The 15,723-nt window shown below is 67.2% G+C and carries 10 protein-coding genes; 5 read left to right on the top strand and 5 right to left on the bottom strand.

Translation table 11 applies throughout. The features are described from left to right. Nucleotides 1–428 precede the first annotated feature (428 nt). The gene (locus tag R1H25_RS12485) at nucleotides 429–1,850 is read left to right on the top strand and encodes a DEAD/DEAH box helicase (protein ID WP_154348452.1); all 1,422 of its coding nucleotides are present in this window, start codon (nucleotides 429–431) and stop codon (nucleotides 1,848–1,850) included. A 539-nt stretch (nucleotides 1,851–2,389) separates the two neighbouring features. Here the strand turns inward: R1H25_RS12485 and R1H25_RS12480 are convergent. Together R1H25_RS12480 and R1H25_RS12475 are read right to left on the bottom strand one after the other, a co-directional pair. Next, nucleotides 2,390–4,984, bottom strand: coding sequence for a M14 family zinc carboxypeptidase (locus R1H25_RS12480; RefSeq protein ID WP_317223726.1), 2,595 nt, complete (start codon nucleotides 4,982–4,984; stop codon nucleotides 2,390–2,392). A gap of 75 nt (nucleotides 4,985–5,059) precedes the next feature. Beyond that, on the bottom strand, nucleotides 5,060–7,699 hold the full coding sequence (locus tag R1H25_RS12475; protein ID WP_317223725.1) for a TonB-dependent receptor: 2,640 nt from the start codon (nucleotides 7,697–7,699) through the stop codon (nucleotides 5,060–5,062). A gap of 192 nt (nucleotides 7,700–7,891) precedes the next feature. On the opposite strand from R1H25_RS12475, the gene queD reads away from it, so the two are divergent. Continuing rightward, entirely contained in the window at nucleotides 7,892–8,254 is a 363-nt protein-coding gene (gene queD / locus R1H25_RS12470; RefSeq protein WP_049444904.1) for a 6-carboxytetrahydropterin synthase QueD, read from the top strand. A gap of 117 nt (nucleotides 8,255–8,371) precedes the next feature. After that, a complete protein-coding gene (locus tag R1H25_RS12465) occupies nucleotides 8,372–8,719 on the top strand; it encodes a phasin family protein (protein WP_088480682.1) in 348 nt (115 codons plus the stop codon). A gap of 447 nt (nucleotides 8,720–9,166) precedes the next feature. On the opposite strand, the gene asnB is transcribed toward R1H25_RS12465, so the two are convergent. After that, on the bottom strand, nucleotides 9,167–11,068 hold the full coding sequence (asnB, locus tag R1H25_RS12460; protein WP_317223724.1) for an asparagine synthase (glutamine-hydrolyzing): 1,902 nt from the start codon (nucleotides 11,066–11,068) through the stop codon (nucleotides 9,167–9,169). Between the two features lie 350 nt (nucleotides 11,069–11,418). Between asnB and R1H25_RS12455 the strand changes: the two genes are divergently transcribed. Further along, entirely contained in the window at nucleotides 11,419–12,108 is a 690-nt protein-coding gene (locus tag R1H25_RS12455; protein WP_049444898.1) for a winged helix-turn-helix domain-containing protein, read from the top strand. Further along, complete coding sequence (locus tag R1H25_RS12450; protein WP_317223723.1) at nucleotides 12,105–13,451, top strand: ATP-binding protein; 1,347 nt, start codon at nucleotides 12,105–12,107, stop codon at nucleotides 13,449–13,451. The genes R1H25_RS12455 and R1H25_RS12450 overlap by 4 nt, the downstream gene beginning before the upstream one ends. Here R1H25_RS12450 and R1H25_RS12445 read toward each other — a convergent pair. Both R1H25_RS12445 and R1H25_RS12440 read right to left on the bottom strand, forming a co-directional pair. Continuing rightward, on the bottom strand, nucleotides 13,448–14,917 hold the full coding sequence (locus tag R1H25_RS12445) for a HAMP domain-containing sensor histidine kinase (protein ID WP_317223722.1): 1,470 nt from the start codon (nucleotides 14,915–14,917) through the stop codon (nucleotides 13,448–13,450). The two genes, R1H25_RS12450 and R1H25_RS12445, sit on opposite strands and share 4 nt — an antisense overlap. Then, nucleotides 14,914–15,633 carry a response regulator transcription factor gene (locus tag R1H25_RS12440; RefSeq protein ID WP_014035866.1) on the bottom strand — a complete coding sequence of 240 codons (720 nt, stop codon included), beginning with the start codon at nucleotides 15,631–15,633 and terminating at the stop codon, nucleotides 14,914–14,916. Before R1H25_RS12440 ends, R1H25_RS12445 begins: the two co-directional genes overlap by 4 nt. Nucleotides 15,634–15,723 lie beyond the last annotated feature (90 nt).

Below are 15,723 nucleotides of genomic sequence, written 5' to 3'. Positions count from 1 at the left end.
GTGAGCCGCATGGATGCGGCGACCGAGCTTACATGGACGTACTTGCAGCGTCCCCTGCCACCGGACCCACCCCGCCTACCCGCAGAGGCCTTTGCCGTTGCTTCAGCCTCTGCGGATGCAGGGCGCAGCCCTGCAGAGAGAACCCCTAGCTGAACAGGCCTTTTTGCGTGAAGTCTCAAACATCGTTTAGACTTGCGGAGTCTGCAGCGGCCGTCCGTTTCCCTCCGGGATCGCCGGCGACCAGGGTCCGCCCTCTTCGCCCGCCCCCACTCCGACGCCGTTCGTCACGCATTCCAGCCTGCGCTTCGTGCCGGCTGCACCCAATTCTCGCAGCGCGGTTCACGGGAACGCTCCGAGTCAGCCGATCAGTTTGATCTGCCCCCGTCTGTCCGTTCGGACAGGCGTTTCTTGTACTTGGAGCAATCTCAATGTCTTTTGAATCGCTGGGCCTGGCGCCCTTCCTGCTGCGTGCGCTTGCCGAGCAGGGCTACGAAAACCCGACCCCGATCCAGCAGCAGGCGATCCCGCTGGCGCTGGCCGGTCGCGACCTGCTGGCCGGCGCACAGACCGGTACCGGCAAGACCGCCGCCTTCGGCCTGCCGCTGCTGCAGCACCTGGGTACCGCCTCGCAGGAAGTGCGCAGCGGCCCGCGCAAGCCGCGCGCGCTGATCCTGGCCCCGACCCGCGAACTGGCCACCCAGGTGCATGACAGCCTGCGCGGCTACAGCAAGTACCTGCGCATCCCCAGCGCGTGCATCTACGGTGGCGTCGGCATGGGCAACCAGCTGGACATCCTGCGCCGTGGCGTCGACCTGCTGGTCGCCTGCCCGGGCCGCCTGATCGACCACCTGGAGCGTCGCAGCATCGATCTGTCCGGCATTGAACTGCTGGTCCTGGACGAAGCTGATCGCATGCTCGACATGGGCTTCCTGCCGTCGATCAAGCGCATCCTGGCCAAGCTGCCGAAGCAGAACCGCCAGACCCTGCTGTTCTCGGCTACCTTCGAGGACAACATCCGCCAGCTGGCGCTGGAGTTCATGCGCAACCCGGAACAGATCCAGGTGACGCCGAAGAACACCGTGGCCGAAACCATCACCCACCGCGTGCACCCGGTCGACGGCGGCCGCAAGCGCGACTTGCTGCTGCACCTGCTGGCGCAGGACAGCCGCGAGCAGACCCTGGTCTTCGCCCGCACCAAGCACGGCAGCGACAAGCTGGCCACGTTCCTGGAAAAGTCCGGCATCAAGACCGCAGCAATCCACGGCAACAAGAGCCAGGGCCAGCGCCTGCGTGCACTGGGTGACTTCAAGGCCGGTCGCGTGACCGTGCTGGTGGCCACTGACATCGCCGCGCGCGGCATCGACATCAATGAGCTGCCGAAGGTAATCAACTTCGATCTGCCGATGGTGGCCGAGGACTACGTGCACCGCATCGGCCGTACTGGCCGTAACGGTGCAACCGGCCAGGCGATTTCGCTGGTGGCGCAGGATGAAGTGAAGCTGCTGCGTGCGATCACCCGCCTGCTGGGCCGCGACATGGACATCCGCGACGTGCCGGGCTTCGAGCTGCAGACGCCGATCCGCTGGGGCAACAGCGCACCGGGCAAGGCCGAGCACGATACCGGCGAGCGCGCACCGCGCAAGAGCCACGCGCGCCGTCCGCACGGCGATGCGCCGCGCCATGCGCATGCCGGCCCGAAGAAGGCCGGTGGCGGCCGTCGCGAGGGCGGTGGCAATGGCCAGCAGCGTGCCGGTGCGGGCGCGGGTCAGGGCCAGCGTCGTGGCGCCGGCGGCAATGGTGGCGGCCGCGGTCGCGGCCAGGGCGGCAACGGCGGCGGTCGCGCCGGCTGATTCCAGCTGACATGGATGGTGCTTCCCGCTACACGGGGGCTATCGAGGGACGGCGCTGACGCGCCGTCCTTTTTTTTTGTTGCGGGCTACCGGGTGATAAAGCACGCGGTGGCAGTACCGAGGGCGAATGGGCATGGGGGCAGCGCAGAACACGCTGTAAATACGTCCATGTAAGCTCGATGGCGCCATCCATGGCGCCAACGGTTCTGCGCTGCCCCCATGCCCATCCGCTTCAAGCATTGCCTGCGCCTTCTTCTCCCGCCGGGTAGCCGGGAGAAGAAAGATCAAATTCAAATTCAAATTCAAAGGCAAAAGCCGAAGTCGCAATTCCTGGCTTTGCTTTTGCTTTTGCCCTCGCTCCCGCCTTGGGGTCTGACGCGTCCGCGCCCGCTGGAAACTGTCTTGGGGAGGCCGGGCGGGCTGCGCAGGACCGTTGGCGCCAAGGATGGCGCCATCGAGCCCCCAAGGACGGGTTTACGGCGTGTCCTGCGCAGCCCGCCCGGCCTCCCCCACACGCATCAATCAAGGCGCGCAAACCCTCAACCCCGCGCCTTGCTCGGATTCACCAGATTCCCGAAGAAGATCGCGTTGATCAGCAGGCGATCCGTGCCGTGCCAGTACTTGCGATGCGCCGGATCATCGGCGAACAGCACCACATTGCCCTGCCCCTGCGCCGACACCAGCAGCCACGCACTGCCTGCCACCCGCGCGCGGTTGCGCTCGGACAGATAGCCGTTCACCCGCGGCGGCGTGTCGATGCGCACCACCGTGGAAAACGGGTTCGCGCTCGGCTGCAGCGTCACCGTGTTCTCCTTGTTGATCGCCAGCTGCCGGCGCGGCACGCCGAACGCCAGTGGATGGCTGGTATCCACGTCGGCGCTGAGGATGTTGCCGCTGACCCGCTCGATCGCGGCGATATCGCGCTGGTCGCCGAACGCGCGGCGGCTTTCGTCAGCAGTCTCTTCTTCCTTGCCGAGCTTTTCGCCGTCGGCCAGCTTCTGTTCGATCGCCCACTTCGAGGCACTGCCGTAGGTCACCAGCGAACCACCGGCCTGCACCCAGCGCTTCAGTGCAGCCACTGCCGTGGCATCGACGCCCGTATAGGTACCGCCGGACAACACAATCGTGGTGTAGCGGTCCAGCGGCACCTTGCCCAGCTGCTGCGGGTCCAGCTTGCTGGCCGGCAGGTGCAGCTGCTGGTCGAGCAGGAACCACGCCGATCCGATCTCGGTGGCGGCCACGCCCTCGCCCATCACCAGCGCGACCGCAGGCTTGCGCAGCGCTTTCACGCCGTCACTGCCGAGGTCGATGCCTTCGCGGCTGCGGCCGCTGGACAGCGCGTGTACCTGTACGCCCGCCTCGCGCGCGGCGGACGTCACTGCCTCGAGCAGCGCCGCACCCTGCAGCGACTGCCCGGCAACCGGAACGACCAGGCTGCCGGCGGCGAAGCTGATGTCGCCCTGCGCGGTCGCGGTGGTGAACGGCTGGAATGCCGCGCGTGCATTCACGCCCTTGCCCTGCAGCGCGGCCAGCGCGCGCCCGGCGTTGTAGTCGCGCCAGTCGATGGCGTAGGCGAATCCGGCCTCGCCGCCCAGCACCGCGCCCTGCTCCACCGGCAGCGCGGCCACGCGTGCGCCGCCTTCGATGCGGCTGCGGCTGCCGGCAAAGGACACGCCGTAGGCCGGTGCGATTGCATAGCTGGTGCTGCCGTAGAACACATCACCCTTGATCGGCGGGGTCTCGGCGAAGATCGAGTGCACCAGGCGGAACTGCGCCTGCTGCACTGGCACCACGTAGGCGCTGCCGGCCTCGAAGCGCTGCCCATCGACAGTGACGGCACGATCCAACGCGCGCACCTCGATGCGATGCAGCAGCAACAGTTCCAGCAGGCGCCGGGTCAGTGCCGGATCGTGCGCGTCGCCGAACACGAAGCTCTTCACCGGCTGCTGTGCGGCCTGCTTCAGCGCGCTCTGGAAGAACTGCTTCTGCAGGTCGAACAGGCCGCTGCGCTCGGTCACTGCGCCGCGCACCGTGCCCAGCCCAGTGGCGACCTGGTTGCGGATGGTGAACGGGAAGGTCAGCAAGCCATTCACCGATTCCTGCACGCGGCCGCGCGAGCTGGCCTGCTCGACGGTAACGCCGACCGCGCCATGGAAGTCCGGGTAGGTGGAGCCGTACACCGGCGAGAAGTTGTCGAAGTTCTCGCCGGTGTAGTACAGCGAACCCAGCGCATCCAGCGCCTGCGCGTGGTACCTGGCGAGGGTCTTGTTGAATTCATACGACGCCGCCGGAATCAGCGGGCTGTGCATGCTCTTCGGCGAGGGCTCGAAGTAGTAGGTGCTGTCCTTACCCATTTCGTGGAAATCGATCTGCACGTTGGGATACCACTGGTGGAACACCTCCACTTTCGGCCGTGAGTCCTGCTGGGTCAGGGCCAGCCAGTCGCGATTGAGATCGGTGAAGTAGTGGTTGGTGCGGCCCTGCGGGAACGGCTCGACATGTTCCTTGTCGGCCGGGTCGGCCGAAGCCGGATCGGAGGCCCACGCGTTGTGCCAGTTGGCGGCACGGTCACGACCATCCGGATTCTGCGCCGGGTCGAACAGCACCACCGCCTGCTGCAGCCACTGCTGGGTTTCGGTACTGCGGTTGGCCACGAGGTAGTACGCCGTCAGCATCGCCGCCTCGGCACTGGAGGTCTCGTTGCCATGCACGCTATAGCCCAGCCACACCACCACCGGGCTGTCACCGGCGGCGCTGCGCGGCTGCGCCGGATCGGCCAGGGTCGCGTGCTGCTGGCGCAGCTGCTCCAGTCGCGCATGATTGCCGGCGGCGGTGACGGTAGCGATCAACAGCGGGCGGCCCTCGTAACTGCGGCCGATCTCGCGCACGCTGATCTTGTCCGAGCGTTTCGCCAGTTCCTGGAAGTACGCCACCAGCTGGTCGTGCCGGGTGTAACGGCTGCCGATCGGGTAGCCGAGGAACTGCTCCGGCGTCGGCACCGCTGCATCGAACGCCACTGCGTCGGTGACCTGCGGGAAGAAGTACGCGCTCTGTGCCTGCGCCGGCTGCGGCGAGGACAGTGCGGTGGCGGCGGCAAGCAGCAGCGGAAGAACGGCACGGCGATGCAAGGACACGGTGACTCCCCTGGAACACAACGGCAGACGATCGCGCGGCCGGTCCCCCTCAGGTGACCGGCCGCGGCGGATGGATCAGAAGCGGTAATCGAAGCCCAGCGTGAAGTAGCGGCCACGCAGGTCGTACTGGCTGAAGTCGTACGGCGCGCGGATGCCCGGGAACGAGGCGTCGTACGGCGGCGTCTTGTCGGCCAGGTTCTGCACCTTGGCATACACGGTCAGCTTGTCGATGCCGGTGTAGGCCAGGTACAGGTCGTACTGGCTGTAGCTGCCGACGCGCTGCTGCACGGCCTTGGCGGCGGTGCTGGCTTCCTGGCGGTAGCTGCTGGTGTAGTACCAGGTCACGGCTGCGTTGAAATCACCGTACTTCCAGTCCAGCGTGGTGGTGGCCTTGTCCTTGGGCAGGGTCGCGCCCAGGTTGCTGCCGGCGTAATCCACCAGCGGGCCACCGACCACGGTCGGGCGACGGTAGTCGCGCACGTGGGTGTAGGCCGAGGACACGGTGAAGTCACCCAGTGCTGCGGTCGGGATGCGCTGGCGCAGCTCGACGTCGATGCCCGAGGTCTTCAGCTCGCTCAGGTTCTGGTAACGGTTGTAGACCGCCTGCAGCTTGCCACGCTCATCGCGCTGCACCGCGCCGGCCACGTTGTCGTTGACCAGGGTCTGGGTGTTGTTGGTGCCGACCAGGTTGTCCAGCTGGATGCGGTAGTAGTCCACGCTCAGGTTGGTGTTGGCCCACGGCGACAGCACCACGCCGAAGTTCACGCTCTTGGTGCGCTCGGGCTTCAGCGCGTTGTTGCCGACGGTGAAGAAAGTCGGGTTCTGCCGCGAGCCCGGCACGTCCGGATCACGCGGATCGACCACGCTGCCGTAGGCGATGCTGGTGCTGTTGGAGTTTTCCGACAGCGACGGTGCGCGGAAGCCCTTCGACGCCGACGCTCGCACCAGCAGGAAATCCAGCGGCTGCCAACGCAGGCCGAGCTTCGGCGAGAACGCATCGCCGAAATCATCGTAGTGATCGGCACGCGCGGCGGCGGACAGCTCCAGCGTCGACGCCAGCGGCACGTTCACTTCGGCATAAGCGGCACTGACCTGGCGCTTGCCGTGCACTTCGGCGATGGCCGGGCGCACCTGCAGGCCGGCGTCGATCTGCCATGGGTTGTTGGAATCGAGCTTCTCGCGGCGCCACTCGGCACCCGCTGCGAAGCCGATCTCGCCGGCCCAGGTGTGGCCCAGACTGCCGGAGATCTTGGCGTCGATGCCCTGCAGCTTGGATTCTGCCGGACGCAGCGTGGCGATGTTGATCGAGTCGCGCACCGACTGCGGCGTGGCCGCCGGGTTGAGCAGGTTGTAGCTGCCCGTGGCCAGCGCATCGGCCAGTGCCCACCGATTGGCGAAGCCACCGGACACGCTCTCGCGCTCGCTGCTGCGTGCACCGAACGCGGCCACTTCCCAGTCCCAGTGGGCGGTGGTACCACGCAGGCCGAACACGCCGCGGTAGGCGGTGGAACGGTTGGTCTTGATCGTGCCGCCGAGGTCGAAGAAGGTGTACTCGATCGGGATCGCGCGGCCGTACGGGTTGTACGGATTGTTGGCCGGCAGCAGCGACGACACCGGCTCGGCCAGGCCGCTGTTGGCGTTCAGTGCGAAGCGGCCGCTCTCCAGGGTGAAGAACGGGCTGCTGCCGAACCACGCGGCGCTCTTGATCTGGCTGTACAGCACTTCGCCGAAGGCCTCGACGTTGTCGTTCAGGCGGAAGGTGCCGTTGGCATAGGCCTGGTAACGCTTGGTCGAGGGGATCAGCGTGGTGAACGGCGCCTGGTTGAAGCCGCAGGTATCACCGGACAGGCCATCGATCGGCGCGCTGGCAACGCGGGTGGTGCCAGCCGGGCAGTTGCCGTTGGCGTCGAGCATCGGTACCGACACGCCGTTGACCAGGTAGCGCGCGCCCTTGGCCGACCAGCCGTTCCAGCGGCCACCCGGCTTGTCGGTGTAGATGCCGCTCCTGGTCAGGTTGCGTTCGTCCTGGTCCAAGCGCTCACGGTTGTACCCCTGCAGGCTGAAGAGGATGTTGTAGCCATCGGTGTCCAGATCACCCAGGCCGCCGACGAACTTAAGGTTCTGCTCGTGCAGGCCGCCCTGGTCGGCACCGCCGAAGCTGCCGCCGATCTCGGCGCCTTCGAAGTTCTGCCGGGTGATGATGTTGACCACGCCGGCCACGGCGTCGGAGCCGTACACCGCCGAGGCGCCGTCCTTGAGCACTTCGATGCGCTCGACTGCCACCAGCGGCAGCGCGTTGAGATCGACGAAGGTGTCGGACAGGCCACCGGCCGGGAAGCCGTAGTTGGCCAGGCGACGGCCGTTGAGCAGCACCAGCGTGTTTTTCTGCGACAGGCCACGCAGGCCGATGCCGGCCGAGCCGGAGGCCCAGCCGTTGTTGGTGGTTTCGTTGCTGGCGTTGCCGGTGTTGGCCGAGATCGAACGCAGCACATCGGCCACGGTGGCCTTGCCGGTCTGTTCCAACTGCTGGCGGCCGATCACCTGCACCGGGTTGGAGGCCTCGGTATCGGTGCGCTTGATGTTGGAACCGGTGACGCGCACGGCGGCCAGGGTGCTGGCGTCGCCACTGGCGTCGGCGGAGGTTTCGGCGGCGGCGGACAAAGGCGCGGCCAGAGCGACGGCCAGGGCCGCCACGAGCAGGGTGTGCTTGGGCATGACGATGTGGGGGAGGTGGTAAGGGCGACGAAGTTCCGCAGTAGTCCATGCCTGGCCGGGGTTCGGCCAATAACATCTCTTCATACGGATATAAGAGAAACTATCATCTCTTCATCCGGATGGAAAGACTTACTTCACAAAAGCCCAACATCCGCTCAGGCCGGCCGGCCACCTGCGGCGTACAATCGCGCCATGGAAATCTTCAAAGTCTTCATGCTCGAGGCGGCGCACCGCCTCCCCAACGTGCCGCCGGGGCACAAGTGCGCGCGCCTGCACGGCCACTCGTTCCGGGTGGAACTGAAGGTCGAGGGCGAGCCCGGTGCGCAGACCGGCTGGATCATGGACTTCGGCGACGTGAAGGCAGCCTTCCAGCCGATCTACGACCGCCTGGACCATCACTACCTCAATGACATCCCCGGCCTGGAGAACCCGACCAGCGAGAATCTGGCGGTGTGGATCTGGAACGAACTCAAGCCCAGCCTGCCGGCGCTGAGCGAGATCACCGTGCACGAAACCTGCACCTCCGGTTGCCGTTACCGCGGCCCCGCGGCCTGATCAACCCATTGATCTGAAAGGTGTTTCAAAGGCGCCGTGGGCGCCTTTGTTATTTTTGTTGCATTGCCGCATCAACGGCGTATGCTGCATTGCATCAAGCCACTCCCTGATGCCCCCATGGCCGCCGCCTTCAGCGATCGCTTCAGTGATGCCACCCGCCAGTTCGCCGCTGCGGCAACGCGTGCGAACCGGTTGGCATTGGAGAACGCGGAAAGCATGTTCGGCGTGCAGCTGAAGGCGATGGAGCGCAACCTGACCGCGACCGGCGGCTGGCTGGGCGAACTGGCCCGCAGCGACGACGCGGCCGGGATGCTCAACAAGGGCGCACAGCTGTGGCAGGACAACCTGCAGCGGCTGGGTCAGGCCCAGCAGGACGTGGTCGGTCTCGGCCTGGTGGCCAGCAAGGCGTGGTCCGAACTGGTGCAGGGCTACAACGAATCAACGGCGGACGCGAACAACCACTGACGCGACGCAACGCTCATTGCGTGGGTCCCTCCCCCCACGCAATCCGGACCCGGCAGATCCCTCCCTCTGCCGGGTCTTTTTTTGTCTGGCGTCTGCATTGAAGAGCGCTTCCTCGTCTGGATTCGCCGCGAACTGAAAGGCCCCGCCGGGACTGGCAGGGGCCTGGACAAATGTCCCCCGGCGCCGGCCCTTGGCCGTCACCTCCTCCTTTACTTTGCCCAGACCCCTGCCCGCCCCGACGAGGCTCGGCTTACGGCAGGTAAAGCGCAGCGCTCGTGGCGCCTTTCAACGAGGCGCCGACGAACTCCGAACGCGGGACGGATGCCCTTGCGTACGAAGTAAAGGGGGAGATGACGGCCAACGGCCGGCGCCGGAGGACATTCGTACGCAAGGGCATCCGCCCTGCGCCACACTGATTCAGTCCGCTGCACGCAATGCAGAAACGGCTCAACGCCCGCGATTGACGTGCCAGTGCTGGTGCCACGCCTGGAACATCAACACGTTCCACAGGTGCGTGTGCCACTTGCGCTCACCCCGCAGGAACGCTTCCCAGATGCCGCGCACGCGTGCCGCATCGAAGCAACCCTGGTTGCGCAGCAGCTGCGGGTCCAGCAGCGCCTCGGCCCAATCGCGCAGCGGGCCGGCCAGCCAGCGTGCCATCGGCGGGCCGAAACCGCGTTTGGGCCGGTACACCAGCGGCTCGGGCAGATAGCGTGCCAGCAGGTGCTTGAGAATGCGCTTGTGCTCACCGTCGTGATACTTCAGGTGCTGCGGCAGCCGCCAGGCCAAGCGCACCACTTCCATGTCCAGCAGCGGCGCACGGGTTTCCACCCCGGCCGCCATGCCGGCACGGTCGACCTTGGCGAGGATGCCCTCAGCCAGATCCATACGGAAATCCAGCAGCTGGATGCGGGCTTCGGCCGGCAGCGCCGTGTCCTGCTGCTGGAAGATCGTCATCGGCTCGCGCGCGCCCAGCACCACCTGTGCCGGCTGCCGCCAGCGCGTCACGCGCTGCAGGTAGTGACCTTCCACGTCATTGGCGGCGACCTCGGCCACCAACGCACGCCAGCCGCCCAGGCGGCCACGCTCGACGTTCATGCGGTTGCCGCTGCGCCGCGCCAGATCGCGCACCCAGTCCGGCAGGCCACCGCACAGGCGCGCATTGCGCAGCGCGCGGCCATAGCTCGGGTGGCCGAAGAACAGTTCATCGCCACCGTCGCCGGTGAGCGCCACCGGCTTGCGCGCGCCCAGCAGTTCACTGGCCAGCAGGGTCGGCAGCTGCGAGGCATCGGCGAACGGCTCGCACCAGACCTGCGGCAGCCGCTGCAGCAGATCCAGGCCCTGGCGCGCGTCCATCCGGTGCAGATGGTGCTGCACGCCCAGATGCCGCGCGACCTGCGAGGCCCAATCGCTCTCGTCATGGCCGGGATCGTCGAAACCGACCGTCCAGGCCTCGATCGGCAGGGTCGATTGCGCCTGCATCATCGCCGTTACCAGCGACGAGTCGGTGCCGCCGGACAGGAACGCGCCACAGGCCAATGGCGAGTGCATGCGTGAAGCGATGGCCTTCTGCAGTACGGCTTCCAGCTGGTCTGTGGCCTGCTCAAGGCTCGGCGCCGGCAGCAGTGGTTCCTGTAATGCGCTCTGCATCGCATCGCGTGCGCACCAGTAGCGCGCGCCCCCCTGCGCGGCCTGGCTGGAGTAACCCGCAGCATGGTCGCTGAGATCGATGCGCAGCACCGCGCCGGCCACCAGCTTGTGGATGCCCCGGTAGATGGTGTGCGGCGCCGGCACATAGTCGTGGCGCAGCAGCAGGCTCAGCGCATCCTGGTCGATGCTCGGCGCGAAGCCGGCGAACGCCTGCAGCGCCTTCATTTCGGAGGCGAACAGGAACTGGCCCTGGTACCAGCCGTAATACAACGGCCGCTCGCCAACCGGATCACGGGCCAGCCACAGCACGCGCGACTCCCGGTCCCAGACGCTGAAACCGAAGGCGCCCTCGATGCGGGAAAGTGCCCGCTCCACGCCCCATTCAACAATCGCCTGCAGCAGCAGCCGGGCATCGCTGCAGCTGCGCGGCAGCTCGTGCAGCTGCGACTGCAGGTCGGCGCGGTTGTACAGGCGGCCGTCCAGGCACAACACGTAGCGACCGCAGTCCGAGCTCAGCGGCTGCAGCGGCGTGTCGGTCGGCGCCCGGCAGTGCCCCAGTGCGAGGCCGGCCTCGGCGTCGGTCCAGTAGCCGATGCGGCCCCGGCCGCGCTGCTGCAGGGCGCGCAGCATCGGCGCCAGCTGCTGCAGCAGATGCTCGTCCTCGGCCGGCGGCAGCCAGGCACCAACCACGCCACTCATCGGGCACCTCCGCAGTGGCAGCGGCGGGACGGGTTCAGCAGGCAGGGGGCGGCGGGCGACATGGGGGCGGCACGCGGAACGGAGGAGACTCCATGCTCAGCCCGTCCCCCGCCCTGCGTCAGTCGCGTTGCTGTCAGCGATGGTCACCGGACGTATCACGAAGGTAACGTTTTGTAACGGCAACCGGCTATGCTGGGCGGCAAGTTGTTGCCGGGGCTGAGACCCGGCCGGTGCGCCAGCAACCCCGGCTGAATGGCGCCCGCCCCCGGGACCCGGGCGGCCCGAAGGCTGGGATAGCATCGCCGCGCTCGTGCCGTGGCGGTACGTTTGCGTCCACGGAGGCCTTGAAAATGCTGGATATCGTACTGGTCGAAGACGATGCCCGCCTGGGTACGATGGTCAGTGACTATCTGCAGCGGCATGGTTACCAGGTCGCCCACGAGCGCAGCGGCGAGCGTGCGGTGACCCGGATCCTGGCTGAGAAGCCGGCCCTGGTCCTGCTGGATGTTGGTCTGCCGGACCAGGACGGTTTCGAAGTGTGTCGACAGATCCGGCCCCACTACGACGGCATCATCTGTGTGCTGACTGCCCGCACCGACAACATCGACCAGGTGCTGGGACTGGAGCTGGGGGCCGACGATTACATCGGCAAACCCATCGAACCGCGGGTGCTGCTGGCCCGCCTGCGTGCGCACCTGCGCCGCCATCGCCGGGTCGAACCGCGCGACGGCAGCCTGCGATTCGGCGAGCTGAGCATCGACCCTTCCACCCGCAACGTCCACCTGCAGGGCAGCCTGCTGGAGCTGACCACGGCCGAGTTCGACCTGCTGTTCCTGCTGGCCAGCAACGCCGGCCAGATCCTGGACCGCGATGCACTGTTGCGCGGCCTGCGTGGCATCGCCTTCGACGGCCTGGACCGTTCGATCGATGCACGCATCTCGCGCCTGCGCCGCAAGCTGGGCGACAACCCTGAACAACCGGAGCGGATCAAGACCGTCCGTGGACGCGGCTATCTGTTCAGCCGCTCGGCATGGGGATGAAGCGCACGCCTTCGGCAATGCGCGGCCACGCCTTCCACTTCCTGCGCTACGGCATTGGCTTCCTGGTTGCCCACCTGCTGCTGATCGTGCTTGGCCTGTGGGCCTGGGATGCACTGCTGGAAGACCGCACCGAAGCCAGCCTGCTGGCCGAGATGCGCGGCACCCATGTGCTGCTGCAGCAACGCTTCGCGGAAACACCACGCGAGCAATGGCCCGCCCTGGCACGCGGGCTCGACGCTGACTTCGCCTACGCCCTGCGGATGGTGCCGCTGGCCGAGGCGGAGAAGGCGCTGTCGGCCAACCAGCGACCGCCGTTCAACAACGGCCGGGTGCAGATCGACCTGGAGCACATGCGCAGCCTGCAGCGGATCGGCGACAGCGACTACGCGGTGATGCTGGGGCCACTGGACGAAGCGCTGCCGGACGAGGGCTGGCAGGACAGCGAAGTGTCCGGCGTGGCGATCCTGCTGCTGATCCTGATGGTGGCAGTGGCACTGCCGATGTACGTGATGGTCTACCGCCTGTGGCGCGACGTCTCGCAGCTGGCCCAGGCCGCCCGGCAGATGCGCGACGGCCAGCTGGATACCCGCGCACCGCGCGCAGGAACCGCGCTGGTGCGGCCGCTGGCCAATGCCTTCAATCACATGGCCGAGCAGCTGCAGCAGCTGCTGGAAAGCCAGCGCGTGCTGGCCCAGGCGGTGGCGCACGAAGTCCGCACGCCATTGGCGCGGATGCGCTTCGGCCTGGCCGACCTGGAGGACACCGCGCTCGACGATGTGCAGCGCGATGCGCTGGGCGGGCTGCGTACCGATGTCGATCGATTGCAGCATCTGACCGATGCCGGCGTTGAGTACGCCGCACTGGGCCGCTGTCACCAGCTGACCCGCCAGCGCCTGCAGCTGGCGGCACTGGTACGTGGCGTGGTGGCCCAGTTCGCACCGCTGCCGATGCCGGTACAGCAGGTGCTGTCGCCGGCAGGCCTGGTCAACGTCAACCGGCACATGCTGGAACTGGCGCTGCGCAACCTGCTCGGTAATGCCCTGCGCTACGCACGGCGGCAGATCCGTATCGCCAGCACGGTCAACGACGGCTGGCTGTGCCTGCAGGTGGAGGACGATGGCCCCGGCATCGCACCCGAATTGCGCGGCCAGGTGCTGCAACCCTATGTGCGGCTGGATCCGGGCAGCCCCGGGTTCGGCCTCGGCCTGGCACTGGTGCAGGTGGTGGCCGACAAGCATGGCGGCCAGGTTGAAGTAACCGACTCCGAACTGGGCGGTGCCTGCATCCGCCTGCACCTGCCGCTGGAAAGCGGCGGTGCCGTGGAGAGCGAGACGACCTGCTAGACCGCGGGTTCGGCACGCGGCAAGGCAAACACGAACAACGCGCCGCGCTCGCTGTCGCGCAGTTCGATCCGGCGCCCGTGCAGCTGCACGATGCGCTGCACGATCAACAGGCCCAAGCCGCCGTTCTCGCCGCGCCGTGCTCCCAACGCAGCCGGTGCCTGGAACAACTGGTTTCGCAGCGCTGGCGCCACCCCGGGGCCGTCATCGGCCACGCTGACCTCCACGCTGTCGGGCGTCGCACGCAGGCGCACATCGATCCGGCCACCTTCCGGCGCATGCCGCAACGCGTTGTCGAGCAGGTTGGTCAGCACCCGCTCGACCAGGCCCAGGTCGGCCCGCACCAATGGCAGGCCCGGCGGGAACTCGGCGTGCAGGCGCTGGTTGCGCGCCTGCGCGGCCAGCTCGAACTTCTGCACTACGTCCTGCAGCAGTTCCGGCAGCGCGAACACTTCCCACTCCAGGCGCACTTCGCCATGTTCCAGCCGCGCCAGCTCGAACAGAGCACGCGCAAGCCGGCCAACCTTGGCGCTCTGCGCCAACGCGATACCGAGGTAGCGGCGGCGCTCATCCGGCGACAGCGTAGCGTCCTTCAACGCCAGCGTTTCCAGATAGCCGTGCAGCGACGACAACGGCGTGCGCAGGTCATGCGAGATGTTGGCCACCAGTTCGCGCCGCTGCAGATCCTGCTGGCGCAACTGCTGCCATTGCTCACCCAGCCGCTGCGCCATCTGCGCGTGTGCGTGTTCCAGGATCACCAGTTCGTCGCGCTCACCTGGGCGCAGTGGCTCCGGCGGCGGCAGCGGCGTCGGCGCATCGATGTCGAAGGCCTGGATGCGCCGGGTCAGCCGCCGCAGTGGGCGGGTCACCCAATAGAACGCCACCAGCCCGGCCAGCAGACCGAGCCCCCCCACCAGCACGACCGACCACAGCGTGGTGTTCCATTGGCTGCCGGCGGCGAGATCGTCGGCCAGCATCTGCCGGTGCTCGCCCACCAGCACCACGTACACATAGCCGGCCTGGCGACCCTGCACGATCAACGGTGCGGCACTGAACACCTTGCGGCCGTCCGCGCTGCGCGGGTCATCGCCCAGGATCGGCAACGGCGCACCGGCCAGCAGGCGACGCAGTGGCGCCACGTCCACCCGATTGCGCACCAGATGCCCACTGGGCGCATCGTGGCCGAGGATACGGCCCTGGTCGTCCAGCAGGTAGACCTCGACGCTGGGATTGACCGCCATCAACTGGCCGAACAGCGCACGCACCGCAGCATCGCGCATGCCGCTGGTGTCCATCAGTTCGCTGCGTTGGGCGATGTGTTCGGCCAGGCCCAGCGACAGCCGCTGCACCACTTCCTGCTCATGGCGGGTGTTGGCGCGCATCTGCAGTGCCAACAACGCCATGCAGCACATCAGCATCAGCGCGGCGGTCACCACCGCCAGCTTCTGCCACAGGTTCGGCTTGATCATGCCGCCGCCCCGGCCGGGTCGACCAGCTTGTAGCCGCGCCCCCACACCGTCAGCAATCGCCGTGGATTGGCCGGGTCTGGCTCGATCTTGCTGCGCAGGCGGTTGATGTGGGTGTTGACCGTGTGTTCGTAGCCATCGTGCTGGTAGCCCCAGACCTGGTTGAGCAGTTCCATGCGCGCGAACACCTGGTCCGGATGACGGGCGAAGAACAGCAGCAGGTCGAACTCACGCGGGGTCAGTTCCAGCGCATTGCCGTCCACCGAGGCGGTGCGCGCCACCGGGTCCAGTTGCAGGCCGCCCAGTTCGATTGCGCCGGCGTCGATGCGTGCGCTCTGCGCCATCGCCTCGGCACGGCGCAGCAATGCGCGCACCCGTGCCACCAGTTCCGGCATCGAGAAGGGTTTTGCCAGGTAATCGTCCGCGCCCAGTTCCAGGCCGACGATGCGCTGGGTTTCGCTGCCACGCGCGCTGATGATGATGATCGGCACATAACGCGCCATCGCGCGTGCACGCTGGCAGACCTGCAGGCCATCCACGCCGGGTAGCATCACGTCCAGCACCAGCGCATCCCACGGGCCGTCCTGCTCGAGCAGGCGCAGGCCGGCGTCGCCACTGGCGGCATGGGCGACGTCGTAGCCCTCATCGCCCAGATGCATGCGCAGCAGGTCGGCAATGTGGGCATCGTCTTCGACGATCAGCACGCGTTTGGTGGACATCGGCAGCTCGGGGCCAGTGGGGAGGCTGGCTGCATTGTGGCGCGGGTTGGCCGCCGATACCTCACGAAAAATTGAATCCTGCGTGAGGAT

This window comes from Stenotrophomonas veracruzanensis (assembly GCF_032911525.1).
GTDB lineage: Bacteria > Pseudomonadota > Gammaproteobacteria > Xanthomonadales > Xanthomonadaceae > Stenotrophomonas > Stenotrophomonas africana.
Note: the sequence above shows the minus strand (reverse complement) of the source record. Positions and strands in the feature narration are given on the sequence as shown.